This window comes from Pseudoxanthomonas beigongshangi (genome assembly GCF_016820515.1).
GTDB lineage: Bacteria > Pseudomonadota > Gammaproteobacteria > Xanthomonadales > Xanthomonadaceae > Pseudoxanthomonas_A > Pseudoxanthomonas_A beigongshangi.
Genome location: NZ_JADHDV010000014.1, coordinates 101,080 through 127,011, shown reverse-complemented (window position 1 = coordinate 127,011; position 25,932 = coordinate 101,080). Strand labels below are relative to the sequence as shown.

At 68.4% G+C, this 25,932-nt stretch carries 28 protein-coding genes and 3 pseudogenes; 12 read left to right on the top strand and 19 right to left on the bottom strand.

What is annotated here, in order from left to right:
• Positions 1-402 (bottom strand): annotated as a pseudogene (gene minC, locus IQ458_RS12345) (septum site-determining protein MinC); the annotation flags it as partial.
• Between the two features lie 2 nt (positions 403-404).
• Positions 405-1,001, bottom strand: a complete 597-nt coding sequence (locus IQ458_RS12340) for a GNAT family N-acetyltransferase (RefSeq protein ID WP_183638165.1) — start codon at positions 999-1,001, stop codon at positions 405-407.
• A 205-nt stretch (positions 1,002-1,206) separates the two neighbouring features.
• Here IQ458_RS12340 and IQ458_RS12335 point away from each other — a divergent pair, with 205 nt between their 5' ends.
• From IQ458_RS12335 to IQ458_RS12315, 5 genes and pseudogenes are all read left to right on the top strand, one after another.
• Positions 1,207-2,448, top strand: coding sequence for a sensor histidine kinase (locus tag IQ458_RS12335; RefSeq protein ID WP_183638162.1), 1,242 nt, complete (start codon positions 1,207-1,209; stop codon positions 2,446-2,448).
• The gene (locus IQ458_RS12330; protein ID WP_183638160.1) at positions 2,445-3,086 is read left to right on the top strand and encodes a response regulator; all 642 of its coding nucleotides are present in this window, start codon (positions 2,445-2,447) and stop codon (positions 3,084-3,086) included. The genes IQ458_RS12335 and IQ458_RS12330 overlap by 4 nt, the downstream gene beginning before the upstream one ends.
• 243 nt (positions 3,087-3,329) lie before the next feature.
• On the top strand, positions 3,330-4,508 hold the full coding sequence (locus IQ458_RS12325) for a polyketide cyclase (RefSeq protein WP_183638158.1): 1,179 nt from the start codon (positions 3,330-3,332) through the stop codon (positions 4,506-4,508).
• A gap of 145 nt (positions 4,509-4,653) precedes the next feature.
• Positions 4,654-5,022: a DUF423 domain-containing protein gene (locus IQ458_RS12320; RefSeq protein WP_203322991.1), complete on the top strand. Its 369-nt coding sequence runs from the start codon at positions 4,654-4,656 to the stop codon at positions 5,020-5,022.
• 4 nt (positions 5,023-5,026) lie between these two features.
• Positions 5,027-5,698: pseudogene (locus tag IQ458_RS12315) on the top strand (DNA-3-methyladenine glycosylase family protein); the annotation flags it as partial.
• Positions 5,699-6,032: 334 nt separating this feature from the next.
• Here the strand turns inward: IQ458_RS12315 and IQ458_RS12310 are convergent.
• The 9 genes from IQ458_RS12310 to IQ458_RS12270 all read right to left on the bottom strand — a co-directional run bounded on the left by IQ458_RS12310 (position 6,033) and on the right by IQ458_RS12270 (position 12,888).
• Complete coding sequence (locus IQ458_RS12310; protein ID WP_203322990.1) at positions 6,033-6,572, bottom strand: cytochrome b; 540 nt, start codon at positions 6,570-6,572, stop codon at positions 6,033-6,035.
• Positions 6,573-6,676: 104 nt separating this feature from the next.
• On the bottom strand, positions 6,677-7,396 hold the full coding sequence (locus tag IQ458_RS12305) for a DUF4328 domain-containing protein (protein ID WP_203322989.1): 720 nt from the start codon (positions 7,394-7,396) through the stop codon (positions 6,677-6,679).
• Positions 7,397-7,447: 51 nt separating this feature from the next.
• Positions 7,448-8,878 carry an FAD-binding oxidoreductase gene (locus IQ458_RS12300; protein ID WP_235996801.1) on the bottom strand — a complete coding sequence of 477 codons (1,431 nt, stop codon included), beginning with the start codon at positions 8,876-8,878 and terminating at the stop codon, positions 7,448-7,450.
• Complete coding sequence (locus IQ458_RS12295; protein WP_203322988.1) at positions 8,868-9,698, bottom strand: M15 family metallopeptidase; 831 nt, start codon at positions 9,696-9,698, stop codon at positions 8,868-8,870. Before IQ458_RS12295 ends, IQ458_RS12300 begins: the two co-directional genes overlap by 11 nt.
• 10 nt (positions 9,699-9,708) lie before the next feature.
• Positions 9,709-10,248 (bottom strand): PH domain-containing protein, encoded by a 540-nt coding sequence (locus tag IQ458_RS12290; RefSeq protein WP_183638140.1) that lies wholly within the window; start codon positions 10,246-10,248, stop codon positions 9,709-9,711.
• Positions 10,249-10,250: 2 nt separating this feature from the next.
• On the bottom strand, positions 10,251-11,555 hold the full coding sequence (locus IQ458_RS12285; protein WP_203322987.1) for an alpha/beta hydrolase: 1,305 nt from the start codon (positions 11,553-11,555) through the stop codon (positions 10,251-10,253).
• Between the two features lies 1 nt (position 11,556).
• The gene (locus tag IQ458_RS12280; protein WP_183638134.1) at positions 11,557-11,736 is read right to left on the bottom strand and encodes a DUF4177 domain-containing protein; all 180 of its coding nucleotides are present in this window, start codon (positions 11,734-11,736) and stop codon (positions 11,557-11,559) included.
• Positions 11,737-11,793: 57 nt separating this feature from the next.
• On the bottom strand, positions 11,794-11,982 hold the full coding sequence (locus IQ458_RS12275; protein WP_203322986.1) for a type II toxin-antitoxin system antitoxin: 189 nt from the start codon (positions 11,980-11,982) through the stop codon (positions 11,794-11,796).
• Between the two features lie 21 nt (positions 11,983-12,003).
• Positions 12,004-12,888 carry an SPFH domain-containing protein gene (locus IQ458_RS12270; protein WP_203322985.1) on the bottom strand — a complete coding sequence of 295 codons (885 nt, stop codon included), beginning with the start codon at positions 12,886-12,888 and terminating at the stop codon, positions 12,004-12,006.
• Between the two features lie 130 nt (positions 12,889-13,018).
• Here IQ458_RS12270 and purT point away from each other — a divergent pair, with 130 nt between their 5' ends.
• Positions 13,019-14,203 (top strand): formate-dependent phosphoribosylglycinamide formyltransferase, encoded by a 1,185-nt coding sequence (purT, locus tag IQ458_RS12265; RefSeq protein ID WP_203322984.1) that lies wholly within the window; start codon positions 13,019-13,021, stop codon positions 14,201-14,203.
• A 10-nt stretch (positions 14,204-14,213) separates the two neighbouring features.
• Positions 14,214-14,507 (top strand): hypothetical protein, encoded by a 294-nt coding sequence (locus tag IQ458_RS12260; protein WP_141456134.1) that lies wholly within the window; start codon positions 14,214-14,216, stop codon positions 14,505-14,507.
• A 634-nt stretch (positions 14,508-15,141) separates the two neighbouring features.
• On the opposite strand, the gene IQ458_RS12255 is transcribed toward IQ458_RS12260, so the two are convergent.
• From IQ458_RS12255 to IQ458_RS12245, 3 genes are read right to left on the bottom strand one after another with little or no spacing between them, the layout of a single operon-like run.
• Entirely contained in the window at positions 15,142-16,356 is a 1,215-nt protein-coding gene (locus IQ458_RS12255) for an endonuclease/exonuclease/phosphatase family protein (RefSeq protein WP_203322983.1), read from the bottom strand.
• A gap of 45 nt (positions 16,357-16,401) precedes the next feature.
• Positions 16,402-17,139 (bottom strand): arginyltransferase, encoded by a 738-nt coding sequence (locus tag IQ458_RS12250; RefSeq protein ID WP_183638119.1) that lies wholly within the window; start codon positions 17,137-17,139, stop codon positions 16,402-16,404.
• Positions 17,139-17,681, bottom strand: a complete 543-nt coding sequence (locus tag IQ458_RS12245; protein ID WP_183638116.1) for a phosphatase PAP2 family protein — start codon at positions 17,679-17,681, stop codon at positions 17,139-17,141. Before IQ458_RS12245 ends, IQ458_RS12250 begins: the two co-directional genes overlap by 1 nt.
• Before the next feature lie 43 nt (positions 17,682-17,724).
• On the opposite strand from IQ458_RS12245, the gene IQ458_RS19780 reads away from it, so the two are divergent.
• The 3 genes and pseudogenes from IQ458_RS19780 (at position 17,725) to IQ458_RS19975 (ending at position 18,589) form a co-directional block, all read left to right on the top strand.
• Positions 17,725-17,856: a hypothetical protein gene (locus tag IQ458_RS19780; protein WP_255431451.1), complete on the top strand. Its 132-nt coding sequence runs from the start codon at positions 17,725-17,727 to the stop codon at positions 17,854-17,856.
• 16 nt (positions 17,857-17,872) lie between these two features.
• Positions 17,873-18,487 (top strand): annotated as a pseudogene (locus tag IQ458_RS12240) (EF-hand domain-containing protein); the annotation flags it as partial.
• Complete coding sequence (locus IQ458_RS19975; RefSeq protein ID WP_425504682.1) at positions 18,473-18,589, top strand: hypothetical protein; 117 nt, start codon at positions 18,473-18,475, stop codon at positions 18,587-18,589. The pseudogene IQ458_RS12240 and the gene IQ458_RS19975, both read left to right, overlap by 15 nt.
• A gap of 651 nt (positions 18,590-19,240) precedes the next feature.
• Here the strand turns inward: IQ458_RS19975 and IQ458_RS19900 are convergent.
• From IQ458_RS19900 to IQ458_RS12215, 5 genes are all read right to left on the bottom strand, one after another.
• Positions 19,241-20,386, bottom strand: a complete 1,146-nt coding sequence (locus IQ458_RS19900) for an RNA polymerase sigma factor (RefSeq protein ID WP_203322981.1) — start codon at positions 20,384-20,386, stop codon at positions 19,241-19,243.
• Positions 20,387-21,115: 729 nt separating this feature from the next.
• Entirely contained in the window at positions 21,116-22,369 is a 1,254-nt protein-coding gene (locus IQ458_RS12230) for an RNA polymerase sigma factor (protein WP_203322980.1), read from the bottom strand.
• A gap of 68 nt (positions 22,370-22,437) precedes the next feature.
• Entirely contained in the window at positions 22,438-22,950 is a 513-nt protein-coding gene (locus IQ458_RS12225) for a pathogenicity-like protein (protein ID WP_203322979.1), read from the bottom strand.
• A 6-nt stretch (positions 22,951-22,956) separates the two neighbouring features.
• On the bottom strand, positions 22,957-23,871 hold the full coding sequence (gene tesB / locus IQ458_RS12220) for an acyl-CoA thioesterase II (protein ID WP_203322978.1): 915 nt from the start codon (positions 23,869-23,871) through the stop codon (positions 22,957-22,959).
• A 276-nt stretch (positions 23,872-24,147) separates the two neighbouring features.
• Positions 24,148-24,714 (bottom strand): N-acetylmuramoyl-L-alanine amidase, encoded by a 567-nt coding sequence (locus IQ458_RS12215; RefSeq protein WP_203322977.1) that lies wholly within the window; start codon positions 24,712-24,714, stop codon positions 24,148-24,150.
• Positions 24,715-24,800: 86 nt separating this feature from the next.
• Between IQ458_RS12215 and IQ458_RS12210 the strand changes: the two genes are divergently transcribed.
• Positions 24,801-25,292, top strand: a complete 492-nt coding sequence (locus IQ458_RS12210; protein WP_203322976.1) for an MOSC domain-containing protein — start codon at positions 24,801-24,803, stop codon at positions 25,290-25,292.
• Positions 25,289-25,831 carry a hypothetical protein gene (locus IQ458_RS12205; protein ID WP_203322975.1) on the top strand — a complete coding sequence of 181 codons (543 nt, stop codon included), beginning with the start codon at positions 25,289-25,291 and terminating at the stop codon, positions 25,829-25,831. Before IQ458_RS12210 ends, IQ458_RS12205 begins: the two co-directional genes overlap by 4 nt.
• Positions 25,832-25,932 lie beyond the last annotated feature (101 nt).

Genomic DNA, 25,932 nt, shown 5'->3' with positions numbered 1-25,932 from the left:
GGGAGCCGGCTCCGGCGCGGGCGCCGGGCGGGCGGGCGCGGGTGGCGCCGCGTCGACCCGTTCGTACTGGGCGCGGAACTTGGCCAGCAGCGGCAGGCCGAGCTGTTCGGCCAGTTGCTCGATTTCGCGGGTGCCGTAGGCCAGCGCCACCGGAATGACGCCGGCGCCGCGCAGGCCGTCGATCAGCGCGCGCGCGGTGTCCACGTCCGGGGTGCGGATCAGGCCACCGAAATCGACGATGACGGCGGCGCGGCCGAACAGCTTGGGCGCGCGTTCGACCCGTTCGCGCATCTCGCGCACGAGCTGCTCGACATCCAGGGTCCGGACCCGCAGGTTGGCGATGCCGACCTGGCCGATCTTCAGTTCGCCGGCCTGTTCGTAGTCAAGGTTCGCTGAGGTCACGCTCATGTCCCGGTGGGCCGTTCGGTGCGCGAGGCGGCCAGCGCGCGGGTACGGGCCCAGGGCAGATCGGGCAGGGCGTCGCCGTAGGTTTCTTGCACCCACGGGTAGCTGCACAGTTCCTTCATCAACATGCTGGCGCGCACGTCGACGTCGGCCATCGTGTTCTGGCCGACCTCGCGGAAGCCGAAGCTGCCATGGAACAGCAGCGCCGGATCGGCGCCGTGATCGAGGAACACCTCGCAGGCCAGCTGCGGGTAGCGCAGTTCGGCATAGCTCTGCACGTCCGCGTAGAACGCGCGGCCGACGCCACCACCGCGACGGCGGCTGGCGACCACGATGCGATCGATGTAGAAGAACTGCGGATAGCGTTCGCGGAACCAGGCGAAGTTGCTGCTGTCATGGTCGGCATCGGAGCCGAAGCCCACCAGGAAGCCGGCCAGGTTGCCATCACGTTCGGCGACGCGGAAGTATTCGGCCTGCGCGTAGAAGCGGTGGAGCTTGGCCGAATCCAGCGGCAGGATCGCCAGTCCGGCATTGTTGTTGAGGGCTAGAACGGAATCCAGCTCGTGCTCGCGCACGTCGCGGATGACAATCGACATTACTCGGCTCCGGGGCGGGAGGTCTTGCAAAAGGCTTTCGTTCGGGCGGCCGCAGCGCGGTGGCCGACGGCGGATTATCGCATTTGTGGCGGGAGGGTGGCAGCTTCCGGGTAAGCGGTCCGTGAACCGGCCGGGACGGACCGGCGGCCTGTCGCATGACTTTCGATGGACGGCCGGGGCCGGGGATTGCGCCTAAACTGCGCCCATGTTGGGACGACTCAGCCACACCCGCCTGCTACGCGCCACCGGCCTGTATACCTGGGCCCTGGTCGGTATTCCGATCGTCCTGAACGTGTGGTTCCTGCCGCCGTCGAGCGGCGCGGACGGCAAGGGCGTGGACATTCCGCTGACCGCGCTGGCCTATTTCACCTTCGGCATCTGCTACTGGTTCGCCACCCGTTCGCTGGGTGCGCGCGGGGCGCGGGTGTCCCAGGCCTGGAACATCCCGCTGGCGCTGGTGCTGACCCTGGCCGCCGTGGCGGTGGGCGTCTACAGCCGGACCGGCCTGAGCGCCATGCTGATGGTGATCGTGGCCGGGGTGCTGCCCTGGCTGCTCAACCTGCGGGTGGCCATCGCCTGGCTGCTGCTGGGGCACGCGCCGCTGGTGTGGTCGTTCATGGCCCTGGAGGACTTCAACTTCTGGGAGGCCCTGTTCCAGTCGGCCTTCTACGTGGGCTTCGCGGCGTTCGTGCTGATCACCGCCTACGTGGCCCGCCAGCAGGCCGAGGCGCGCGAGGAGCAGCGCCGGCTGAACGCGGAACTGCGCGCCACCCGGGTACTGCTGGCCGAGAGCGCGCGGGTCAACGAGCGCACCCGCATCTCCCGCGAACTGCACGACCTGCTGGGCCATCACCTGACCGCGCTCAGCCTGAACCTGGAAGTGGCCGGGCACATCACCGAGGGCCGGGCCCAGGAACACGTGCGCCAGGCCCATACCCTGGCCCGGCTGCTGCTGACCGACGTGCGCGAGGCGGTCAGCCAGCTCCGCGACAGCGGCGCCATCGATCTGGGTGCGGCCCTGCTGCCGCTGGCCGAGAAGGTGCCGGCGCTGGCCATCCACATGGACATCGAGGAACCGCTGACCCTGGACGACCCCCAGCGCGCGCACGTTTTGCTGCGCTGCACCCAGGAAATCATCACCAACGCGGTCCGCCACGCCGGCGCCCGCAATCTGTGGGTGCATTGCCGGCGCGAGGCCGGGAGCATTCTCATCGACGCCCGCGACGACGGTGCCGGCGCCGACGCCGTGATCTCCGGCAACGGCCTGCGCGGCATGGCCGAGCGCCTGGCCCAGTACGGCGGCGCCCTGGACATCGAAACCCAGCCCGGCAAGGGCTTTTGCCTGCACATCCGGCTCCCCGCGGCCGAGAGCACCGGCGTGCTCCCGCTGCGCGCCGAACCCGAAACCGAACCGCTGTCCGAGACAGCCCCTGGAGGTAGCCTGTGATCCGTGTTTGCCTGGTCGATGACCAAACCCTGGTGCGTCAGGGCATCCGCTCGCTGCTGGCGCTGGACGACGGCATCGAGGTCGTCGCCGAAGCCGCGGACGGCAAGCAGGCGGTGGAGCTGATTCCCCAAATCAAGCCGGACGTGGTCCTGATGGACATGCGCATGCCGGTGATGTCCGGCCTGGAGGCCCTGCAGGCGCTGGCCCGCGCCGGCCAGCTGCCGCCGGCGATCATCCTGACCACCTTCGACGACGACCAGTTGGTGCTGGCCGGGCTGAAGGCCGGCGCCAAGGGCTACCTGCTCAAGGACGTGTCGCTGGAACAACTGGTGGGTGCCATCCGGACCGTGGCCGATGGCGGATCCCTGGTGCAGCCGGCGGTGACCCAGCGACTGCTGTCCGGGCTGGAGCATATGCGCAACGATTTCGTCAGCCTGGATCGCCCGGACCCGCTGACCGATCGCGAGACCGAAATCCTGCGGCTGATGGCCAGCGGCTTCTCCAACAAGGAGATCGCCAATTCGCTGGGCGTGGCCGAGGGCACCATCAAGAACCATGTCTCCAACATCCTCTCCAAGCTCGGCGTGCGCGACCGCACCCGCGCGGTCCTGAAGGCGTTCGAGCTGCAACTGGTCTGAGCGGGGCGGCGACCGGCGGCGGTCCGGTCGCGATTGGTCTGCCTATATGAGGCGCCGGCATCCCGGCGCCGCCGACGGGGCCGTTGCTGTCCCGAAAAGGGCGTGAAGGGCGCGTGTTTCCGGGCGTTCGGAACAAGGGCGCGATCCATCGCCGGAATGGGCTGCGCGGAACCCGCCAAGCCTGATAGGATGCGCGGTGCACATTTTCAATGGCCGAGGCACCGGCCCCCGGAGACTCCCTGAATGACCCGTTTGATCGAGTTCCTGATTGCATTGGCGCTGGTCCTGGCGCTGTTTTTGGTGATCGGCCTGGTGTTGCCTTCCAAGCGTCAGCTTGAGGAAAGCGCCGAGACCAACCGCCGCATGACCATCGTGTTCGACACGCTGAACAACGTGCGCCGTCTGAAGGATTGGAACCCGCTGCTGCCGCACGCTGCCAACGAACTTTCCTATTCCGGTGGCGACGAAGGCCACGCCGGCGTCGGCGCCCGCGTCGACTACGATTCCAAGGGCCAGTGGGGCAAGGGCAGCTGGGAAATCACCGCCAGCGAGCGCCCGGCGCCGAACGGCGGCACCGGCAAGATCGTCTACGCGATCACCGATCAGAAGCTGGGTACGGACAAGGTCACCGCGTTCAACCTGGAGCCGACCGGCAAGAACAACCGCAACGTCAAGATCACCCAGACCTATGAAGTCAGTTACGGCTGGAACCTGATCGGCCGCTACGCCGGCATGTACGTCAGCCGCCACGTCGGCGACGCGGTCAAGGCCGGTCTGTCAAAGCTGACCAACATGCTGGCCACCGTGCCGAACTTCGACTACCGCACCGAAGGCAGCAAGCTGACGGGCCTGAAGATCGTCGAGCTGCCCGCCGAGGACCTGCTGGTCGTCAACGCCGGCAACATCGACCGCAACAATGACGCCATCAAGGCTTCGATCAAGTCCAACCAGGAGTGGATCAAGCGGGTGATGGACGCCAATGGCCTGGAAGCCGCCGGCCCGGTCCGCATCATCACCACCGATTTCGGCGCGGAGAAGTACGCGTTCGACGTCGCCCTGCCGGTCCGCAAGGCGGGCACCGGTCCGAAGGCCCCGAGCGCCGACGCCAAGGACAAGGATGGCAACCCGATCCCGGTTCCGGTGCCGGCCACCTCCACTCCGGTCGCCTCGACCGGTGACCTGAAGGTCACCATCCCGTCCGGCGCCCCGGTCGAGCACGTGGTCACCAAGGCCCACCGCTCCGCGTTCGCCAACTACACCGGCTTCATGGCCGAGTTGGACGCCAACCGCAGCGCGCTGCGCGCCTGGGCTGTCACCAACGGTTATGAAGTGGTCGACCGTCCGTACGAGTCCTGGAAGAGCGGCGTGGACAAGTCGTTCGAGGCCGACGGCCAGTTCGACATCTACTGGGCCATCAAGTAATCCGCTTCGGGATTCCTGTCTTGTTCGTGCAAGGTCCCATGCGTGAACCCGACAACGCGCCGCTCATTGCGGCGCGTTGTTTTTTTGTACGGCCGTTTTTCCCGCGCGGAAGGACGGCTGCCGGCACCCGCAGGACGCCACGCTGATGCATTACGACCGACGCCAACGCAAACCCTCCGTGTTCGCCCTGTGCGGCGGTCTGCTGGCCGGCGCCTCGGTCGGCCTGTCGGCCTACGCCGCCCATGCGATCAGCGAAGCGGTGGCCCAGTCGCGGCTGGAAACCGCGGCGCTGTTCGCGTTCGGCCATGGCATCGCCCTGGCCGCGCTGGCGCCGGGAACGACCCGCTGGCTGGGCAAGACCGGCCTGTTCCTGTTGCTGGCCGGCACCCTGCTGTTTTCCGGCAGCCTGATCGCGGCGGTGTTCGCCGGCCTGTCCACCCAGCTGGCGCCGGCCGGCGGCATGGCGCTGATGGCGGGCTGGCTGCTGTGGGCCATCGACGCGGTGCGCAGGTAAGTCCATGCCCCGCTATTCGCGCGGATTCGATACCGAGGCGGCCTTCGATCACCTGAGCCGGCGCGACCGCAAGCTGGGCACCTGGATGAAGCGGATCGGCTACATCGAACCGCAACCGACCTGGCGCAAGCCGTTCGATCCGGTCGATGCGCTGGCCCGCGCCATCCTGTACCAGCAACTCAGCGGCAAGGCGGCGGCAACGATCGTCGGACGGGTGGAAACCGCGATCGGCAGCAACCGGCTGCATTTCGACACGCTTGGCCGGATCGACGACATCGCGCTGCGCGCCTGCGGCGTGTCCGGCAACAAGACCCTGGCCCTGCGCGACCTGGCCGCGCGCGAGGCACGCGGAGAGATTCCCGACCTGCGACGGATGTCGACCATGAGCGAAGACGCCATCGTCGAGGCGCTGGTGCCGATCCGCGGCATCGGCCGCTGGACGGTGGAAATGATGCTGATGTTCCGGCTCGGTCGCCCCGACGTGTTGCCGGTGGACGATCTGGGCGTGCGCAAGGGCGCCCAGTTCGTCGACAAGCTTGAAACCGCGCCGACCCCGAAGGAACTGGTGGCCCGCGGCGAACGCTGGGGCCCGTACCGCACCTATGCCGCCCAGTACCTGTGGCGCATCGCCGACTTCGGCACCGAGGCCAAAACGCCCACCAAGCGCTCCCAGGATTGNGCACCTATGCCGCCCAGTACCTGTGGCGCATCGCCGACTTCGGCACCGAGGCCAAAACGCCCACCAAGCGCTCCCAGGATTGACCCCGTAGAGCGGAGCTCGCTCCGCTGCTTTTGGAGGGTCCGGCGTACCGTGGAAGCGGAGCAAGCTCCGCTCTACGCAATGGGCCATGTAGAGCGGAGCTCGCTCCGCTGCTTTTGGAAGGTCCGGCATGCCTTGGAAGCGGAGCAAGCTCCGCTCTACGCGGCGGTGCGCAAGGCGGAGCCTGCTCCGCCGAACCCCCGGCGTCCAGTCCCTGGGCGCCGCGGCGGAACAGGCTCCGCGTTGCGCGTCAGCGCCGGAACGTCATGCGCAGCAGGGTGTCGTCGTGCCGGACATGATGGTGATAGAGCGCCGCCAGCGCGTGCAGCCCGATCAGCCAGTAGCCGGCGACGGCGATGGTTTCGTGCCATTCCTTCAGCCCGTTACCCAGGGTTTCCTGTGCGGCCATCAGCGACGGCAATGCCCAGCCGCCCAACGTGGGCGAGGTACCTTCCGCATTGAGCAGCAGGTAGCCGAGCACCGGCGTGACCAGCATCAGCCCATACAGCGCCAGCGCCATCGTGCCGGCCCCCAGTCTCTGCCAGGTCGGCGGCACCGGCGCGATCGGCGGTGTCGGTGACGACACCCGCACAAGCAGGCGCAGCAGGGTCAGGCCAAACACGCTGATGCCCAGGAAGAAATGCGCGGTCTTGATCAGCTCGCGCGCATCGCTGCCGCGCGGGAACAGGCCGCGCAACTCGATGGTGGCGTAGACGCCGCTCAGCAACAGCAGGGTCAGCCAGTGCAGCGCGACCAGCGATGGACGATAGCGGGCGTGCGTGGAGAACATCGGGGCGGCCACGTCGGGAGAACGCCGTGAGTATCCCCACCCGGGTCCGACGCCTCATTGATCTCGCTCAAGTCCCCGGCGAAGGGCCAGGCATGCTGCCTCGTTCAGGCGACGGCCTGTACCTGGCGCAGCGATTGTTGATGCCATTGCATCCGCGACAGCCGGTTGACGATGAGGAGGAACACCAGGCACAGCGGGATGTTGACTGCCTCGGCCAGCAGCGACGCCTGGTTGGCCAACATGCCCTCGGAAATGTCGTCGGCACGGAATGTGAGGCGCGTAGAGACATTGGAGAGGATATTGGTGACCAGCCAGAGGCACCACCAAAGCGGCAGCCAGAACGGAACCGGGATCTGGTTCATGCGGGCCGGCTCGTCGCTCGCGCGCCAGATTTCCTTCATGGCCTGATAGGGCTTCCAGAGATTGGCGAAAGGAATGAAATACCAGCCCACCGCCCAGCCCGGGGTGTAGTCCATATTGCGCGCGCCGGCGAAGTAGCGTGCATTCCAGGCCATGCGGTAGACCCACATCGCGATGACCACGATGGTGCCGATACCGGTGGCGAACTGGGTCAATCCCAGCAGCAGGGTGGGAATGATCAGATCGTCGTAGACATCGTCCAGGCCGTCCGTCGGCGAGTATTCCTCCATGAGCGAAAGCTCGGTGAGCGCGAGCGCACCCGCACCGAGGGACACCAGTACGCCCAGGCACAGAAAAATCCGGGTAGTAACGGTCAGCAGCCTGGGATTCTTGAAGTATGAGGACGAACGCAGCGGTGCCACCGCGCCGGCGCTGGTGGCCGACGACTGATACGGATTTTCCATGCCATTCCCCCGAATGATGCCCGCTACGTTACGCCGGAAGGAGAGTGCCGTTCAAGCGGGCAGGTACTTGTCCCACAGGCGGTTGCGGAAACGGCGTTGCGGATCGACCTGGCGCTTGAGCGCGGCGAAGGCGGCGGCTTCCGGATAGGCGCGGTGGAACTGCTCCGGCGTGGCATGCAGCCGATAGGGCAGGTAGTAGCGTCCGTCCAGCGCCAGCGCGGTGTCGACCAGTTGCCGGGTCCAGGTGCCGGCCTGCCGGTCGGCGCCGGACCAGGCGCGCTGCTTGTGGTACAGCACGAAGGAAAACACCTCCTGCGGCGCCCATTTCAGCAGCGATACCGTATCGGCCGGCGAATGCCGGATCGAGACGTTGAGCGCGTTGACCTCGTGCCGGCGCAGGATCGCCGCCATCCTGCGGGCGAAGATCGCGAATGACCGCACCGGGATGAAGTACTCCTGCAGCAGGTAGGTGGACACCATGCGCGTGCGTGGTTCCAGCGAAGCGGCGTCTAGGCTGGCCTCGTGGTTGCGCATGACCACCACGGGCTCGCGCAGGATCCGATCGGTCTGGAATTTCTCCCGCAACGCTCCGCCGCCCGGCAGTTCGGACGCGGTCCAGATCAGGTTCTGCTCACGCCCGTAGTCGAGATGGCGCGGCACCAGCCGTTCGGCGAGGGTGAGCGGCTGATCGGTGCGGGTCCAGCTGATCGCGAGGGGGCGGTCGAAATCCGGCGGCATCAGATCGGCGTTGTGCAGCAGGATGCCGGGTCGCGCATGGACGTGTTCGCGGAAGAACTCCGGATACTCGTCCAGTGCCACCCGCTGCGCGTCGCGCCGGATCGGGAAGTTCTCGTCCAGATCCAGTTCCACCTCGGTGACCACGCCCAGGCCGCCATAGCCGCCCAGCACGGCGGAAAACAGTTCCGGAGAGCGCTGCCGATCCAGTTCGTGGACCCCGCCATCGGCGGTCACCAGTTGCAGGGCGCGCACCGAGTGCGCGAGTGGACCGGCGCCAACGTAGCGGCCATGGCAGTTCACCGACAGCGAGCCGCCAATCGAGAAATTGCTGTAGCTCTGCATGATCCGCACCGCCAGATCGTGCGGATCCAGATGATCCTGCAGATCCCGCCAGCACATGCCGGCCTGCACGCGCGCGGTGCGTGCCTGGACATCCAGGTGGAGCAGACGCTTCATGCCGCGCATGTCGACGTGGGTGGAACCGTCGGCGGCGATCTGCCCGCCCATGCTGTAGCGTGCGCCGCCAATCGAGATCGGCCCGCGGGTCCGGCGCAGCGCCTGCTGCAGGACGGCGGTGGTGGTGGGGCGGAGCTGGCCAGCGACCGGAATGTGGTCGATGTCGGTGACATCGCTGACCGCACCGGCCTCCGCGTCGCCGCGACGGCAGCCGGCGGCGGCGGCCGCGCCGCCGAATGCCATGGCCTGCAACAGCCTTCGGCGCTGGCGTTCGGCTTCAGTCCGCATCGGCCGCGACATCAGCGGCGAAGCACCAATGCCACGGCTCGTAGACGATGCCGTGCGGGTTGTCGCGCGGGTAACTGAGCGAGAAGCCGAATGCGCCGGCGTTCGCCACCAGCCATGCGAATGCGGCGGTGTGCTCGAAGCTCTCCTCGGCGGGCGGCTCGTCCGGCGCGCCGATGTCCAGCGCACGGCCGCTGTGATGCTCGCTGTAGCCGGGTGCGGCGTTGACCGAGAGGATCTCCTCCACCGTCTGCCCGCGCGCGAGCTTGCGTTCGAAAATGCCGAGCTGGTAGTCGTGGCTGCGGTAGCCGGAAATGGCCTCCAGCACCACGCCCTCTCGCGCGGCGGCGTCGCGCAGGCCCAGCCAGGCGCGCGCGGCGGCGTGGGTCAGCCACAGCGCACGGCGGTAGCGATCGAAACCGGCGAAGGCCAGCGTGTCCGGCTCGGCCACCAGCGGCAGGCTGGTACGTTCGCCGTAGCTGTCGTCCAGGCCCAGCGCATGGAGATGGTCGCGCAGTGCGTCCAGCGGCAGTTCGCCGGCTTCGCCCCGCCAGGGGCCGCGTCCGCCGCCGTCGTGGTCCAGCCGATCCAGCGCCGCCTCGATGCCGGGCTCGCGAGGCAGGCCCGGTATCAACGGCATCAGTCCCTCGGGCAGTTCCGCGGCCAGGTAGCGGCCGTCGCGCTTGCGTCGCAGCACCCGCCGGGCGCGGGCGAGGATGCGCGCATCGGCGTTGCCGCGCGCGCGCAGCAGGCCGCCGGGCCACAGTTCCACGTCGGGCGTGTTGAGCAGGCGGGTCTTGAGCGGAACCGGAGGCGTGTGCATGCCCGGCAGCTTAGCGGCGCGGCGCGGAGGCCGCCACTTCGCGCAGGCCGTCCAGCAATTCCCGCGGTTTCTCGGGACTCAGCAGCACCAGCGGACCGTCCCGCAGCGGCAGCACCAGCACCCGCGCGCGGTCGCTGATCAGGCAGAACGCCTTGGCCTTGTTGCGCAGGCGGTAGTTCCCGGCGGTGAACGCGGGCAGGCTGAAACCATTCGTCTTCAAGGCGGGCTTGAGTTCGGTGTGCTCGTCGAGATTGACGATGCGGGCCTTGTCCAGATCGATGGCGCTGACCGGGACTTGCTTGCGGAACATGGTCGCGGTGATCCGCAACTGATCATGTTCCAGCTGGATGCGGCGGCGGCGCAGCAGTACGTGCAGGACCGCGCCGACCAGCAGCATGAAGGGCAGGGTGAACAGCAGGCCGCGCGGCACGGTTTCGCTGGTGTTCCACAGCACGGCGCCCGCCGCAATCGCCATGGCGCTGGTCATCGGCAGCCACAGGCCGAGCAGGGTCCAGCGGTCGAGCGGGGCAACGGTGAAATCGCGGGTCATGCTCAGTGTTCCTTGATCCAGCGGGCGGTGTCGGCGATGAGTTGCGGATCGACCTGGCCGGGTCGCTGGTACTCGGACAGCGTGCCGGCGCCTTCGCCGGCGATGCCCAGGTGATTCAGGGCCGGGTAGTGCTTGAAGGCGGCCTGGCGGTCGCCGGCCAGTCCGCTGCGCCAGCGCTGCCAGTCCGCATCGACGACCTGGAAATCGCGGCCACCCTGCAACAGCAGCAGCGGCAGGTCGAGCGCCTTGGCCTCGGCCACCGGGTCGATGGCTTCCAGCGAGCGCCAGTAGCGGGCTGGCAGGCCCAGCGGCGTGTCGGTGGAATCGTCGGGCGCGTTGCCGCGCACGTTGGCGATCTGCGCATCCAGCTTGTCCAGGAACGCCTGCGCTTCCGGTGTCGTCGGCCCCCGCTTGGCCAGCAGGTAGCGGTTCTGTTCCGGCAGGATCGTCAGCAGCGAACGCGCGGGCGCGGCGAACAGGATCAGACCGGCCACCTGGCCGGAGCGTTGCGCGATGCGGGGCGCAAGCATGCCGCCCTGGCTGTGGCCGAGCACGAATACGCGCTTGCCGTCGATGCCGGGCTGGGCGCGCAGGGTGGCGATCGCGGCGACCGCATCGTCGGTGACTTCGTCATCGACGGTGAACGACTTGCCGCCGGTGAAATCCTGCGGACGCGCCTTGCTTCGCTTCTCGTAACGCAGCACAGCGATGCCCTGCGCGGCCAGGCCGCGGGCGATATCCAGGAACGGGCGGTTGGGGCCGATGGTTTCGTTGCGATCCTGCGGACCGGAACCGTGCACCAGCACCACGGCGGGGAAGGGACCCGCACCCTTGGGTATCGCCAGGGTGGCGGCCAGCGCCTGTCCACCGGTGCCCACGGTGAGTTCGCGCTCCTGGTATGCCGCGTCGGCGGGGACCGGCGTGGCGGCTTCCGGCGGTGCTGGTTGCAGCAGGAAGCCGGCGACCTTGCCTTGTGCATTCACCGCGACTTGCGCGTTGATCGCGCCATTGGCGAACTCCAGCCGGGTAAGTGCGACCTGCATGCCCTCATGCGTCGCGACCCTGGGCTCGCCGCGCGTGCGCAACGCGCCCATCTGCGCCGGCAGCGATTCCCACACGGCCTTCAGCTTGTCCTGCGGCACGGCGGCGGCCATCTCCGGCGAGAACATCGCCTCGGCGGCGGCGTAGTCGCCGGCCTGCAGGCGATCCAGCAGGCGTTCGGCAATCGCATCGGCAGTGTCGGCGGCGAAGGCGGGCGGGGTGAACAGCGCGCCCAGCGCCAGCACAATCCATAACGCAACGCGCATCTCAAGCCTCCTTCTTGAACACCATCTGCACCGCGGCCATCGGGGCGGGCACGATGGTGTTGACCAGTTCCCAGCCCTGCGCGCCCAGGCGATTGAGTTCGTTCTGCAGATCCTCGCGCTTGAGGCCGCCCATCAGGCCGGGCTTCACTTCGATGACCTGGTAGGTCCAACGCTTGCTCATGTCCTTCTCCTTGTCCGGGTCGCGGTGGACCGCGACCTTGCGCCTGTCGTGGCGCGATTACTCGTCGTCGCCGTCGGCGTCCGGCGAGGGCGACGGTTTGGGCAGGCGCCCGGCCTTGCGCAGCGCATCGCGCAGCACGTATTCGATCTGCGCGTTGAGCGAACGCAACTCGTCATCCGCCCAGCGCTGCGCCGCGTTCAGCACGTCGGCGCTGATGCGCAGGGGATAGGCTTTCTTCTCGGCCACGACGCCTGCCTTCCGCCCGGCTCAGTACAGCGAGCCGGTGTTGACGATCGGCTGGGTGCTGCGATCGCCGCACAGCACCACCAGCAGATTGCTGACCATCTGCGCCTTGCGCTCCTCGTCCAGTTGCACCACGCCGTTCTTCTGCAGTTCGGCCAGCGCCATCTCGACCATGCCGACCGCGCCGGCGACGATGCGGGTACGCGCAGCGATCACCGCATTGGCCTGCTGGCGTTGCAGCATCGCCTGGGCGATTTCCGGCGCGTAGGCCAGATGGCTGATGCGCGCGTCGATGACCTGCACACCGGCGTCGGCCAGGCGCTCGGCCAGTTCGTTCTTCAGGTGCTGGGAAATCTCGGTGGCGTGGCTGCGCAGAGCCAGCTGGCCTTCCTCGTGCTGATCGTAGGGATAGCTGGTGGCCATCGCCCGCAGCGCGGATTCGGACTGGATGTGCACGAAGCTCTCGTAGTCGTCCACGTTGTAGACGGCCTCGGAGGCATCGACCACCTGCCACACGATGACGGCGGCGATCTCGATCGGGCTGCCGTCCAGCTCGTTGACCTTGAGCTTGCCGCTTTCGAAGTTGCGCACGCGCAGGCTGACTTTCTTCTTGGAGTAGAAGGGGTTGTTCCAGCGCAGGCCGTTGTCCTTGACGGTGCCGACGTACTTGCCGAACAGGCTGACCACCGCGGCCTGATTGGGCTGCACGGTGTACAGGCCGATCACGCTGAAGAAAGCCAGCACGCCCAGGATGACGCCGACGGCGATCCGCATGCCGGACACGACGCCGGAATACTTCGGGTCGGGGCCGATGCCGGTGACGAACAGCCAGACCGCCAGGGCGGTCACGGCCAGCAGGGCGAGCAGGAAGGGGATGCCGGGCAGCGAGCGGATGGGGTTCTCTTTCATGGTGGTCTCTCCTTGTTGGCTGGAAAGATATCAAAATGATATCACTTGGCAAGTGCCGTCTGTCGGCCGGGAAGGGCGGGGAGCCTGGCCGGTAGAATGCCGCTCCCTCCCCGCATCGGAATTCCGTCCCATGGTCGACCTCGGCACCCCGCTCAGCCCCCACGCCACCCGGGTCCTGCTGCTGGGGTCGGGCGAACTGGGCAAGGAGGTGGCGCTGGAACTGCAGCGGCTGGGCGTGGAAGTCATCGCCGCCGACCGCTACGCCGACGCGCCGGCCATGCAGGTCGCGCACCGCTCCCACGTGCTGGACATGCTGGATCCGGCCGCGGTCCGCGCGCTGGTCGCGCGGGAACGCCCGCACGTGATCGTCCCGGAGATCGAGGCCATCCACACCGACACCCTGGTGGCGCTGGAAGCCGAGGGCGCGGCCCGGGTCATCCCGACCGCACGCGCCGCCCGCCTGACCATGGATCGCGAAGGCATCCGTCGGCTGGCCGCCGAAACCCTCGGCCTGCCGACCTCGCCGTACCGCTTCGTCGACATCGAGGCGGAGTATCGCGAGGCCATCGCCGCCATCGGCCTGCCGTGCGTGGTCAAGCCGGTGATGTCCTCCTCCGGCAAGGGCCAGAGCACGGTGCGCGAAGACGCCGACATCGCGCCGGCCTGGGAATACGCGCAGACCGGCGGCCGTGCCGGCGCCGGCCGCTGCATCGTCGAGGGATTCATCGACTTCGATTACGAAATCACCCTGCTGACCGTGCGCCACGCCGGCGGCACCTCGTTCTGCGAACCCATCGGTCATTTGCAACGCGACGGCGACTACCGCGAGAGCTGGCAGCCGCAGCCGATGTCGGCGCGCGCGCTGGAAAACGCGCAGGCGGTGGCGCGCGCGGTCACCGACAACCTGGGCGGCTGGGGCGTGTTCGGGGTGGAGCTGTTCGTGAAGGGCGACGAGGTGTGGTTCAGCGAAGTCTCGCCGCGTCCGCACGACACCGGCCTGGTCACCCTGGTCTCGCAGGAACTGAGCGAATTCGCGCTGCACGCGCGCGCCATCCTCGGCCTGCCGATTCCGGTCATCCGCCAGCAGGGCCCGTCGGCCTCGTGCGCGGTGCTGGCGCACGGCCATGGCGTGCCGGTGTTCTCGAATGTGGACAAGGCATTGGCCGCGCCGGACACCGCGCTGCGCCTGTTCGGCAAGCCGCGCGTGGAGGGCCATCGCCGGGTCGGCGTGACCCTGGCGCGCGCCGCCGACATCGACACCGCCCGCGCCATCGCGCGCGACGCCGCCGAAGCCCTCGGCATCGAACTCAAGTAAGGATCGGACCATGAACGGAAATGAAGGCTACGCGGTGTTCTTCTTCCCGCAGGCGCTGGAAGCGCTGGGCGAGGCGATCAAGCCCTATCTGGTACAGGTGGAAGGTGGCGAACCGCACATCCTGTGCCGGGAGATCGACACCGCCGGCGCACTGATCGAAATGACCCTGGAAGGCCTCGCGCCGGACGGCAAGACCGTGCAGATCGAAGTGATGATCCCCGGCAGCATGGTCAAGATGATCGTCTCCGCACGCAGCGACGGCGCCATCGGCTTCAGCCCGCGCACGACGGTGGTGGGGTCGTAGGCGCCCCACATCCCGTATTCGCGACTCACGTCGCTCCCACAGGAAAACCCCCTTGTAGGAGCGACGTGAGTCGCGACGCGAAAACCAACGGGCCGGGGATGTCGGGGGCGCGCGATCATCCGCCCCTACGTCGCGCTTGCCACAATCGATGTTGACCACGGTCGCGACTCACGTCGCTCCCACAAGGATAGGTCTCTGTAGGAGCGACGTGAGTCGCGACGGGAAAACAGATGGGCCGGGAACGTTGGGGGCGCGCGAACATCCGCCCCCCTGCGTCGCACTTGCCGCAATCGATGTTGACCACGGTCGCGACTGACGTCGCTCCTACAAGGATAGCTCTCTGTAGGAGCGACGTGAGTCGCGACGGGAAAACCAACGGGCCGGGAACGTCGGGGGCGCGCGATCATCCGCCCCCTGCGTCGCGCTTGCCGCAATCGATGTTGACCACGGTCGCGACTGACGTCGCTCCCACAGGAAAGCACCCTTGTAGGAGCGACGTGAGTCGCGACGGGAAAACAGACGGGCCGGGAATGTCGGGGACGCGCGATCATCCGCCCCCCTGCGTCGCGCTTGCCTCAATCGGTGTTGCGCACGGTCGCGACTGACGTCGCTCCCACAAGGGAAGAAACAGCCCTCAGGGCAGAAGAACCGCCCACACCAGATGATGGTCGCTGCCGTCGGCGATGGCGGCGTCGGCTTCCGCCTTCGCGGGCCAGAACACGCCGCCGCCCTCGTAGGCGAAGCCGGTCGAGGGCAGGACGTAGTCCAGCCGCATCGCGCCGGCCTTCGGACCGAAATCGCCGGTGACGTGGCCGGGCGCGCCGCGACGGGCGATGCCCTTGGCGGCGTAGGCTTCGGCGGTCTCGGCGCCACCGCGGCTCTGCGGGGTGGCATGGCGCATCACCCGCGGATGTTCCAGCAATTCCAGGATCGCCTCGTGGCGGCCGTCGCCATCGACCGGATCGTTGTTGAGATCACCGGCGATGATGAAGCGCGCCTCCTGGGCCAGCCCGCCGCAGACGCCCGCGTCGTCGCACAGCCAGGGCTTGTCGCCCGCGCTGATGTATTCGTGCCACAGGCGCAGCTCGTCGTGGTTGCGCGCACCATTGCGATCCTCCGGACCGTCGAATACCGGCGGGGTCGGATGCGAGACCAGGAAATGCACCACGCCGGAGGGCATACGCACCGGCACGTCCCAGTGCGACTTCGACGACAGCCGCAACTTGGACCACACCTCGTCGCGATACCAGGATTCGCCGGTGGCCGGATCGATCGGACGCGCCGCGCCGGGCAGGGCGCTCCAGCGCAGCAACTGGAAGGTACGCACCTGCGCGGCATCGATGGGATGCTTCGACAGCACCAGCATGCCGTACTGGCCCGGGTGCAGGCCGTAGCCCCAGGCATCGTTGCCGCGTGCGCGGCCTTCGCCGCCGGCTTCGCCGTTGTTGTCCAGATCCAGCCCGCTGGGCACGCCGGTGTTGACCGGCGCCAGATAGCGGTAGGGATAGCGCAGCGCTTCGCCGCCGCCGGGCTGGGCCACTTCCAGATAACGCTGCTGGAACAGATCCGCCGCCCGATGTGCCTCGTCGTAATCGAACTCGTTGAGCAGCACCAGATCCGGCCGCACCTTCTGCAGCACCACGGCGATCTTGCGCGCATGCGCGCTGTCGCCTTCCAGCTCGCGGATCACGCCGCCGGCTTCATCCGAATACAGCGAGGTGTTGTAGGTGGCCACGCGCAGGCGCGCGGGGCTGTCGGCGAGGGCGGCGGCGGGATCACCGTGCACGTTGACGTTCACGCAGGCAGTGAGCAGGGAAAGCAGGCAGGCGGGCAGGAGTAAGGTTCGCATGCCGCCATTCTGACATGGGCGCCAGCGCCGCCGATGACAGCGCGGTTACGGATCCGGCGGCGGCTGGAAGTCCCGCCATCCGCGGCCGTCGTAGGCTTCCAGCGGCTGGAAGCGGCGCTTGTAGTCCATCTTGCGATGCCCGTGGATCCAGTAGCCCAGGTACAGGTGCGGCAGGCCCTCGCGGCGCGCCCAGGCGATCTGGCGCAGGATCGCCAGCGTGCCCAGCCCGCGCGCGGCCAGATCCGGATCGTAGAAGGTGTAGACCGCCGACAGCGCTTCCGGCAGCACGTCGGTGACCGCCACCGCCAGCAGCCGTCCGTGTTCGCGCAGTTCCAGGAAGCGGCTGTTGGCCCAGCTGCCGATCAGGAACTGCTCGAACTCGACCGCGCCGTGATCGTCCATGCCGCCCAGCGGGTGCCGTGCGGTCAGGTAGCGCTGGTACAGCGCGACGTGCTCCTCGCTGCGCTCGGCCACCATCACCCGCACGTCCACGTCCGGATTCTGCCGCGCGCAGCGGCGCTGGCTGCGATCCGGCTGGAACCGTTCCACCGGAATCCGCACTGCCACGCATGCCTGGCAGCCCAGGCAATGCGGTCGGTAGACGATGTCGCCGGAGCGGCGGAAACCCCATGCCAGCGCGTTCGGATAGAACATCGGCAAGCGCGGATCGCGCGGATCCAGCACCAGATCGCGCGCGTTGCGATCCGGCCAGTAGCCGCAGGGATGTTCGCCGGTATGGAACAGGCGCAGGTCTTCGGCCGGCTGCGGAGGATTGTTGCCCATCACGCCCCCGCCAGTTTCGGCGCGAGCCAGACGAACAGGCCGCCCGCCGTCGCGCCGGCCAACGCGCCGGCGACCAGATCGCGCGGCACGTGCCGGCGCAGTTTCAGCCGCGACCACGCCACCAATGCGGCGAACGCCAACCCGGCGATGCCCCAGCCCGGATGGAGCTGCGACAGCAGGATCGCCGCATAGATGACGAAGGCCATGTGCAGCGACAGCTTGCACCATCGCGCGCCCAGCATCGCCACCGCGATCAGCGCCGCCGCCAGGATCAGTCCCAGCGCCAGCTGCACCGGCTGGCCGGCGACCCAGCCCAGCACCGCCGCCAGCGCCAGCGCGACCAGCAGGAAGCGGTTCAAGGTCCGGCGTTCCTCGTGCCGGCTCGCGTCCACGTGCTGCCAGCGGCCACGCCGCACCTGCCATCCCGACCAGCCCATCACCAGTGCGGCGAACCCGGCGAAGCCCAACGCCATCCATGCCGCCTCGCGCACGCCCAGGGTGCGCGTGGCCAGCAACAGCGCCGCCACCGGCAGCACCAGCATCGGGTGTCCGAGAATGGAAACGGCGCGGGCGAAGGCGTGGACCATGCGGCCAGCATACTGCGCGGCCGTCGTCGCGGCGCATGCGACCGGCTGGAAGCTGAATCCGTTCGTCGCCGCGTCAACCGTGGCGGCCGCCGGGCGTTTTCCCGGTCAGTGGCGCAACCGCGCCGCGTGATCAGGAGAACCCGAACATGACCCGCAACAAGACCCTGCTCCTGGTGGCCGTGCTGACCGCGCTCGCCGCCGGCACCGCCTTCGCCGCCACCCAGTCCGCGCCGGCCGCAGGCGCCTCGCGCCCGGCCCTGGACAAGAACGGCGACGGCGTCGTGGATCGCGCTGAAGCCGCCGCGCATCCGCGCCTGGCCGAGCGTTTCGACACGCTCGACAAGAACAAGGACGGCAAGCTCAGTGCGGAGGAACGCCCGCATCGCCGACACGGCATGGACGGCGGCGGCCACCGTCGTGGTCAAGGCGGCATGATGAAGCAACTGGACACCGACGGCGACGGCCGCATCAGCAAGGCCGAGGCCGGCAAGCAGCCGCGCTTCGCCGAGCATTTCGCCAGGATGGATGCGAATGGCGACGGCTATGTCGACGCCAAGGATCGCGAACTGCGCGGCAAGCAGCGCCGTGACGAATGGTTCGCCGGCGCCGACACCGACAAGGACGGCAAGCTGACCCGCGCCGAGATCGACGCCGCCGACGCCAACCGGCGCGCGCAGTTCCAGCAGCGCATGCAGGCGCGTGGCGCCGAGCGCTTCGCCGCCGCCGACGCCAACAAGGACGGCCGCATCAGCCGTGACGAAGCCAAGGGCAAGTCGCGCCTGGCCGAGCGCTTCGAACAGCTCGACGCGAACAAGGACGGCTTCCTCAGCCAGGACGAACTGAAGCCGCGTTCGCCGCGCTGAGCCGCGCAGTCCACCGTTCCACCGCACACCGGCCGCCACGCGCGGCCGGTGTCGCATTCGCGACCGCTCCCCGGCAGTTGCTGGATTATTTGTAGGAGCGACGTCAGTCGCGACAGGGAAATAGAAAGGCCGGAAATCTTCGGGCGCCCGGCCATCCATCCCCGGCAGGGCATCCTTCAATCGGCATCGACCACGGTCGCGACTGACGTCGCTCCTACCCGCAAATCCCCTGTAGGAGCGACGTCAGCCGCGACAGGGAAATAGAAAGGCCGGAAATCTTCGGGTGATCGGCCATCCATCCCCGGCAGGGCATCCTTCAATCGGCATCGACCACGGTCGCGACTTACGTCGCTCCTACCCGCAAATCCGTTGTAGGAGCGACGTCAGTCGCGACAGGGAAATAGAAAGGCCGGAAATCTTCGGGTGATCGTCCATCCATCCCCGGCAGAGCGTCCTTCAATCGGCATCGACCACGGTCGCGACTTACGTCGCTCCTACGCGCAAATCCCTTGTAGGAGCGACGTCAGTCGCGACGGGGTATCAAACGGCCGGAAACATCGCGTACGGGCAGAATCCATCCCCAAACGTCCCGAGCCGCATGGGATCAGGCTTGCCTGCTTGCGGACGAATGAGACACCAAAGGCAACCCGCTCAGAACACCAACCGCCCGCTCGCAACCAACCCATACAACAGACCGCCGAACCCCAGCACGAGTCCCACGGTCACCCCGATGATCTGCCACTTGCGCCGGCGTGCCGCGTCGGCGGTTTCGGTCACCGGGTCCAGTTGCATGTCGCGCGCGCGTCGGCGCGCCAGGATGCGCGGCAGCCAGCGGCTGCACGACCACATGATGCCGCCGCAATAGGCGGCGGTGAGCAGCAGGTGCGGAATCCAGCCCGGTACCTTATGCAATGCGAGGGCGCCGGCCAGGAACGCCAGGATCATCGCCGTGTTGACCGTGCCGTAGGCAATCAGCGCCCGCCGTTCCCGCGCATCCAGCGGATCCCGCAACTGCTTGCGGATGCCGAACCAGACCGAGCCGATGCCGCCAACCAGGCCGACGGCTACCGCGCCGAACGACGCGCCCAGCACCTTCAGCAGGCCCTTGCCGGCCAGCGCCGAACCGGTGCCCAGTACCGCCGCGGCGGCGGTCGGCGGCGCGCCCACCGCCAACGCGCCCAGCACGATGCTGGCGAACGCCGCGCCCGGCGCGCTGCTGCGGGCGAACTCGCCGAAATGCTTCATCAATTCCTCGCGCACGTAGCCACGCGCCCGCGACAGGCGCTTGCGCACCGCCGCGTCGGTCAGTCCCAGCAACTGCGCGACCTGCTGCGAACTCTGGCTCTCGCGGTAGTACAGCAACAACACTTCGCGGCTGTCTTCCGGCAGCGCGGCGATGACGTCGGCGGCCACCCGTTCCTGCTCGGTCTGCAGCACCATTTCCGCCGGGGTTGGCGCGGTGTCGGTGGCCAGTTCGATGGCGATGTCGGCCACTTCGCCGGTCATCGGCCGGTACTGCCCGGCGCGCAGGTGGTCGCGGGCCAGGTTGCGGGTGATCTGGCGCAGCCACGGCAGCAGGCTGTCCGGGTTCTTCAGGCTGCCCAGGTGCTTCCAGGCCTTCAGGAAGGCTTCCTGGGCGATGTCCTCGCTGGCGTGCACGTCGCGGGTGATTGCGTAGGCAATCGCGGTGACGGTGTTCTGGCACGCACCGATGATCCGCCCGTAGGCATCGCGGTCGCCCCGCTGGGCGGCGGGAAACTCATGGCGCAGGGTCAGTTCCAGCGTGGCGGCGGTCATCGGTGTTCGGCTCCAGGCGGCTATGGAAGCACAGACGCCCGGGGAGACGCGATGTGACCCGGCGCCTTTTCCGCCCCTTCCCCCGCGTGCGGGGGAGGGAGCTGCATCCGTACGCTGCCGGGCTGATGCGTGCTCCGCTCCTTCCCCCGCGTGCGGGGGAAGGTTGGGATGGGGGGCAAGGTTCCAGCGTTCGCCGGAATGACGGGGCAGGGCAATCCGGAAACCCCGTCATCGTCATTCCGGCGCGATGCATCCACGTTCGCGGGAGCGGGCTGCGGCGTTGGCCCCCACCCCAGCCCTCCCCCGCAAGCGGGGGAGGGAGCGGTATCCGTAACGCTGCCATTTTCCTGAAGGAGCTGATGCCTGCTCCGCCCCTTCCCCCGTATGCGGGGGAAGGTTGGGATGGGGGCAAGGTTCCAGCGTTCGCCGGAATGACGGGGCAGGACAATCCGGAAACCCCTTCATCGTCAATCCAGCGCGATGCATCGACGTTTGCGGGGAGTGGGCCGCGTGCGTTGGCCCCCACCCCAGCCCTCCCCCGCAAGCGGGGGAGGGAGCCGTGTCCGTAAGCTGCCACCATCCTCAATAGATGGAGGAAGGTACTTGATGCGTACTTCGCCCCTTCCCCCGCGTGCGGGGGAAGGTTGGGATGGGGGCAAGGTCAGCGCCCGCAGGTACGGCGGTGCGAGGGTAGTGACGGCCGAAAGCCTGTACAGCCTCCCCTGAAACTCAAAACCGCCCCGACGCCTTCATCGACACGATCATCCCGCCCAATGCCAGCACCGAGGCGAGCACCACGCCGGTCGTGCCGTACATGCTCTCGTACAGCCACGCGCCGCGTTTGTGTCCACGCCGGGCGATATCGCGCGCCACCATGGGCTTCATCATCCGGCGCAGCGGCACCAGGCACTGGTAGTTGATAACGGCCATGCCGATCGCTGCCGCCAGCGTCATCGGCAACCAGCTGCGGCTGAGGGCGGCGGCGGCCATGATGCTGACACCGACCGCCGCCGCAGTAGCGGTGTTCATGCGGATGAAGCGACGCAACTGCGCGCGTTCGGTCTCGGTATCGGCAAAACTCAGCAGCAGGCGGCCACCGAAGTACGTGCCCAGCGCACCACCGACCACGCCGCCGATCACCGCGCCCAGCGAGAAACCGGCGGTGACGCCGCCGTGGGCCAGCGTGTCGTAGGCGCCCATCAGCGTGCCCATCGCGGTGCCGCCGGACAGCGATGAAATGCCCAGCCCGCTGGCGCCCAGCTTGCCGGCGCTGGCCGAACCCACGCCGACCGCGCCGGCGCCGATGGCGATGGCGGCGCTGGCGATGGCGGCGCTGGCGACCGGCGCCGCACTCATCAGCCCGCTGACCACCAGCACGGTGAAGGCCGCGCCGGGCGCGGTGGAGCGGGCGAACTCGCCGAAACGCTTCAGCATTTCCTCGCGCACGATGCCACGCGCACGCGACAGGCGCTTGCGCACCGCCGCGTCGCTCAGGCCCAGCAATTCGGCCACCTGCAGCGAGCTCTGCCCTTCGCGATAGAACAGCAGCAGGGTTTCGCGGGCGTCCTCCGGCAGCGACGAGATGATGTCGGCGGCGGCGATTTCCTCCTCGGTGCGCAGCAGGCGTTCGGCCGGCGAGGGCAAGGGATCGGCGGTCAGGGTGATCGCCAGTTCCGCCGCTTCGCCCGACATCGGCTTGTGGTGCTGGGTGCGCAGGTAGTCGCGCGCCAGGTTGCGGGTGATCTGGCGCAGCCAGGGCAGGAAGCTGGCGCTGTTCTTCAGGCGGTCCAGCCGCTGCCAGGCGCGCAGGAAGGCTTCCTGCGCGATGTCCTCGCTGGCCTGCACGTCGCGGGTGATGGCGTAGGCGATCGCGGTGACCGTGTTCTGGCAGGCGCTGACGATGCGGCCATGGGCATCCTGATTGCCACGCGCGGCGGCGGGCAGCTCGTGCTGCAGCATCAGGTCGAGGGTCTGGGCATTCATCGGGGCGGGGCTTCGTTGGGTTCCTGGTCCCCGGGACGAGACCGCCCGAAAAATGTGACCGAGCCGGATCAGCCTTCGGAGGCCGGCTTCACCTGTACCCGCACCGCGTCGTCTTCCTCGGTCTCGTTGGCGGGCGCGGGTGCCGGCTGCGTGGGCGTGGCCGGCGCCGGAGCGGGTGCGGCCGGGCGCGGCGCGCGGTGGCGCAACACCGTGAACACCGCCGCCACCGCGATCAGGCCCAGCAGGATAAGGCGGATGCGCCAGGCCCACGAACTCCGCTTCGGCGGCTCGTCCTGGGTGCTGGTGAAGGTCAGCGGCGCCGGACCCGCGCCGGGCCGGGTGGTTTCCAGTAGCCCGGCGTCGCGCAGGATCTGGCGCGCGCGCGGCTGGTCTTCCGGATGCCGCACCCACACCGCCGGCTGCAGGCCCTTCGGCACCGGTTCGGTATAGCGGAACTGGCTGCCGCGCTTGCCGCGATACGAGCGCTCGTTGCTGATGTGGACCTCGATGCCGGCGTCACGCAGCAGCTTGGCCACGCCCTCGACGGTTTCCAGGCGCTGGCTGGTGAAAATCTGGCGCATCGGTGATCAGTCCCTGGCCGGCACGGCGGCCGCGGCGTGGGCGTCGGGTACCACCCGGATCAAGCCTTCCTGCGCGGTGCTGGCGACCAGCCGGCCATGGCGATCGAAGATCTGCCCGCGCGCCAGCCCGCGCGAACCCTGCGCGCTGGGGCTGTCGATCGAATACAGCAGCCAGTCGTCGGCGCGGAACGGACGGTGGAACCACAGCGCGTGATCCAGCGAGGCCATCTGTACGTTCGGCTGGTAATAGCTGATGCCGTGCGGATAGGTCGCCGTGCCCAGCAACTGGAAATCGGAGGCGTAGGCCAGCAGGGCGCGATGCAGCTCGGGCGAATCGCCGACCTTCTCGCTCAGCCGGAACCACACCTGCTGGAACGGCGGCCGCTTGGGCGGATTCAGTTCGTCGCGCGGATACACGTGGCGGAACTCGAACGGCCCGCGCCGCGACAGCCAGCGCTGCACCTTGATCGGCAGCGTCGCCATCACCTCGGCCGGCACCGGCGGTGCCGGCGTCACGTCCTCGGGCTGCGGCACCTCGGGCATCGACAACTGGTGTTCCGCGCCGGCTTCCTCGCCCTGGAACGAGGCCGCGCAGAAGAAGATCACCCGCCCATGCTGGATCGCCGTGACCCGGCGCACCGAGAAACTGCCGCCATCGCGCGTGCGATCCACCTCGTAGACAATCGGCGCCTCGATGTTGCCGGCGCGCAGGAAGTAGGCATGCAGCGAATGCGCGCGGCGCTCGCCTTCGCCTTCCACCGTCGCCTGCGCGGCCGACAGCGCCTGTCCCAGCACCTGCCCGCCGAACACGTACTTGGTGCCGATATCGCGGCTCTGGCCCCGGAACAGGTTGTCCTCCAGCCGCTCCAGCGAGAGCAGGTCGATGAGTTCGCTGACGACGGGTTCGGGATTGGAAGACACGGCGGCTCGCAGGGCGGGTGCGGGAGGCTGGGGATTATACGGGGCGGGGGCTTGGGGCCTCAGGGCCGGGATTCGGGATTGGGCATTCGGGATTCGGGATTCGGGATTCGGGATTGGAGCATCAGATCGAGGACAGCCCCGCTCTTGCCTCCCCCTTCGCAGAAGGGGGACCGAGGGGGATTTGCTTTTGGCGGAAAACCACCCTGTAGGAGCGACGTCAGTCGCGATCGGAAGCCATCGGGTCGCGACTGACGTCGCTCCCACAAGAAAACCCCATCAGGGCTCAAACCGCGCCAGCCCCACGGCCGCCATTATCCGTTCCCACGGAAACATCGGCCCCGGATCCAGCTTCCGCTGCACCTGCACCGCCGGGTCATCGCTCGCCGGCTCCAGCGTCCGATCCAGGTCCTCATGCCCGGCAATCCACTGCAACGCCGGCAACTGCGAAGGCAGCCAGCGCAGCAGCGCAATCAACGCCTCGATCTGCGCTTCGGTATACGGCTCCTCCATCCGCTGGTGATCGCTCGCCAGCCAGTGCGGATAGCGCCCCATGTTCACCAGCTCGATGCCGATGGCGCGCGGGTTGTAACCGCGCACATGGTGCGCCACCCGATCCAGCGCCACGTACTGGTGCACGCCGCCGTCGCGATCGATGTAGAAATGCCCGCTGTTGCCCGTGCCCGACCCCGGATACAGGATCTCCTCGCCAAACCGCCGTGCCGTCGCCAGATCCGGCAGCTCGGTGCAATGGATCACCGCCAGATCCACCTGTGCCAGCGGGCGCCGCTCCAGCCGGGTTTCATAGGGCAGGGGAGCGGAGTGGATGGCGGGCGCGTCGGACATGCCGGGCATGCTAGCAGGCCGATACCGGCGCGCGGCTCAAGTAAACTGGCGGCCTGCGCCGCGGCCGTCGCGGCGGGATGATCCCCATGCCCCTGTCTCCCGATTCCCCGCTTGCCCAGTTGATGGCCCGCCTGCCGCGCGCCGGCCAGGTCGAATGGATCGGCCTGCGTCCCGCCCGCGACGTGGCGATGGTGCCGGTGCAGCAGGTCGAAGCCGTCACCGGCGTCGGCCTGGTCGGCGATCGCTACGCCGGTGGCAGCGGCAAGCGCGGCATCACCCTCATCCAGGCCGAACACCTGCCGGCCATCGCCGCGCTGGCCGCGCGTGCGAATCTGCAACCGGCGCTGCTGCGGCGGAACGTGGTGGTCTCCGGCATTCCGCTGATCGCGCTGAAGGAGCGCCGCTTCCGCATCGGCGACGTGGTGCTGGAAGGCACCGACGAATGCGATCCCTGCTCGCGTATGGAAGACGCGCTCGGCCCCGGCGGCTACAACGCCATGCGCGGCCACGGCGGCCTGTGCGCGCGCATCCTGGAAGGCGGTGTGTTCCGCATCGGCGATCGCGTGGAGGCGCTGTGAGCCAGCGCTCCCGGCTTCGTGGCCACTGCATCCTCTCGCACGGTTTCGAAAGCGGCCCCGACGCCACCAAGGTCACCGCGCTGGCGGACGTCGCCGAGCGCCTGGGCTGGACCCACGAACGCCCCGACTACACCGATCTGGACGCGCGCCGCGAGATCAGCTCGCTCGGCGACGTGCCCGCGCGGCTGGAGCGCCTGCGCGGCCTCGCGCTCGCCGCCGCCAGCCGCGGCCCGCTGGTGCTGGCAGGCTCCAGCCTCGGCGCCTACATCGCCGGCCGCATCTCGCTGGACGTGCCGGTGCGCGGCCTGTTCCTGATGGCGCCGCCCACCACCATGGGGCCGCTGCCGGGACTGGACGCCGCGCCCGTGCCGATTTCGGTCATCCACGGCTGGGACGACGAACTGATTCCCGCGCAGCTTGTCGTCGACTGGGCGCACGCCCGCCGAGCGCGCCTGCTGATGGTCGACGACGCGCATCGCCTGTCTTCGCACGTCGAAGCCTCCGCCGACGCCTTCGGCCAACTGCTGGCCTCGCTGTAACGCCTCCGCACCGCGTTCAGCCCGCGTCTGGCCGCGGGCGCGCGACTGCCGCTAGAATCGCGGCCTCGATTCGTCCCAGGTGCCTACGCCCATGCGCCATT

Excerpts from the sequence above, each read along its gene's own strand:
- IQ458_RS12340 (WP_183638165.1), bottom strand. The coding sequence starts at position 1,001 with ATGTCGATTGTCATCCGCGACGTGCGCGAGCACGAGCTGGATTCCGTT.
- IQ458_RS12335 (WP_183638162.1), top strand. The coding sequence starts at position 1,207 with ATGTTGGGACGACTCAGCCACACCCGCCTGCTACGCGCCACCGGCCTG.
- IQ458_RS12325 (WP_183638158.1), top strand. The coding sequence starts at position 3,330 with ATGACCCGTTTGATCGAGTTCCTGATTGCATTGGCGCTGGTCCTGGCG.
- IQ458_RS12320 (WP_203322991.1), top strand. The coding sequence starts at position 4,654 with ATGCATTACGACCGACGCCAACGCAAACCCTCCGTGTTCGCCCTGTGC.
- IQ458_RS12310 (WP_203322990.1), bottom strand. The coding sequence starts at position 6,572 with ATGTTCTCCACGCACGCCCGCTATCGTCCATCGCTGGTCGCGCTGCAC.
- IQ458_RS12305 (WP_203322989.1), bottom strand. The coding sequence starts at position 7,396 with ATGGAAAATCCGTATCAGTCGTCGGCCACCAGCGCCGGCGCGGTGGCA.
- IQ458_RS12300 (WP_235996801.1), bottom strand. The coding sequence starts at position 8,878 with ATGCGGACTGAAGCCGAACGCCAGCGCCGAAGGCTGTTGCAGGCCATG.
- IQ458_RS12295 (WP_203322988.1), bottom strand. The coding sequence starts at position 9,698 with ATGCACACGCCTCCGGTTCCGCTCAAGACCCGCCTGCTCAACACGCCC.
- IQ458_RS12290 (WP_183638140.1), bottom strand. The coding sequence starts at position 10,248 with ATGACCCGCGATTTCACCGTTGCCCCGCTCGACCGCTGGACCCTGCTC.
- IQ458_RS12285 (WP_203322987.1), bottom strand. The coding sequence starts at position 11,555 with ATGCGCGTTGCGTTATGGATTGTGCTGGCGCTGGGCGCGCTGTTCACC.
- IQ458_RS12280 (WP_183638134.1), bottom strand. The coding sequence starts at position 11,736 with ATGAGCAAGCGTTGGACCTACCAGGTCATCGAAGTGAAGCCCGGCCTG.
- IQ458_RS12270 (WP_203322985.1), bottom strand. The coding sequence starts at position 12,888 with ATGAAAGAGAACCCCATCCGCTCGCTGCCCGGCATCCCCTTCCTGCTC.
- purT (WP_203322984.1), top strand. The coding sequence starts at position 13,019 with ATGGTCGACCTCGGCACCCCGCTCAGCCCCCACGCCACCCGGGTCCTG.
- IQ458_RS12260 (WP_141456134.1), top strand. The coding sequence starts at position 14,214 with ATGAACGGAAATGAAGGCTACGCGGTGTTCTTCTTCCCGCAGGCGCTG.
- IQ458_RS12255 (WP_203322983.1), bottom strand. The coding sequence starts at position 16,356 with ATGCGAACCTTACTCCTGCCCGCCTGCCTGCTTTCCCTGCTCACTGCC.
- IQ458_RS12250 (WP_183638119.1), bottom strand. The coding sequence starts at position 17,139 with ATGGGCAACAATCCTCCGCAGCCGGCCGAAGACCTGCGCCTGTTCCAT.
- IQ458_RS12245 (WP_183638116.1), bottom strand. The coding sequence starts at position 17,681 with ATGCTGGTGCTGCCGGTGGCGGCGCTGTTGCTGGCCACGCGCACCCTG.
- IQ458_RS19780 (WP_255431451.1), top strand. The coding sequence starts at position 17,725 with ATGCGGCCAGCATACTGCGCGGCCGTCGTCGCGGCGCATGCGACCGGC.
- IQ458_RS19900 (WP_203322981.1), bottom strand. The coding sequence starts at position 20,386 with ATGACCGCCGCCACGCTGGAACTGACCCTGCGCCATGAGTTTCCCGCC.
- IQ458_RS12230 (WP_203322980.1), bottom strand. The coding sequence starts at position 22,369 with ATGAATGCCCAGACCCTCGACCTGATGCTGCAGCACGAGCTGCCCGCC.
- IQ458_RS12225 (WP_203322979.1), bottom strand. The coding sequence starts at position 22,950 with ATGCGCCAGATTTTCACCAGCCAGCGCCTGGAAACCGTCGAGGGCGTG.
- IQ458_RS12215 (WP_203322977.1), bottom strand. The coding sequence starts at position 24,714 with ATGTCCGACGCGCCCGCCATCCACTCCGCTCCCCTGCCCTATGAAACC.
- IQ458_RS12210 (WP_203322976.1), top strand. The coding sequence starts at position 24,801 with ATGCCCCTGTCTCCCGATTCCCCGCTTGCCCAGTTGATGGCCCGCCTG.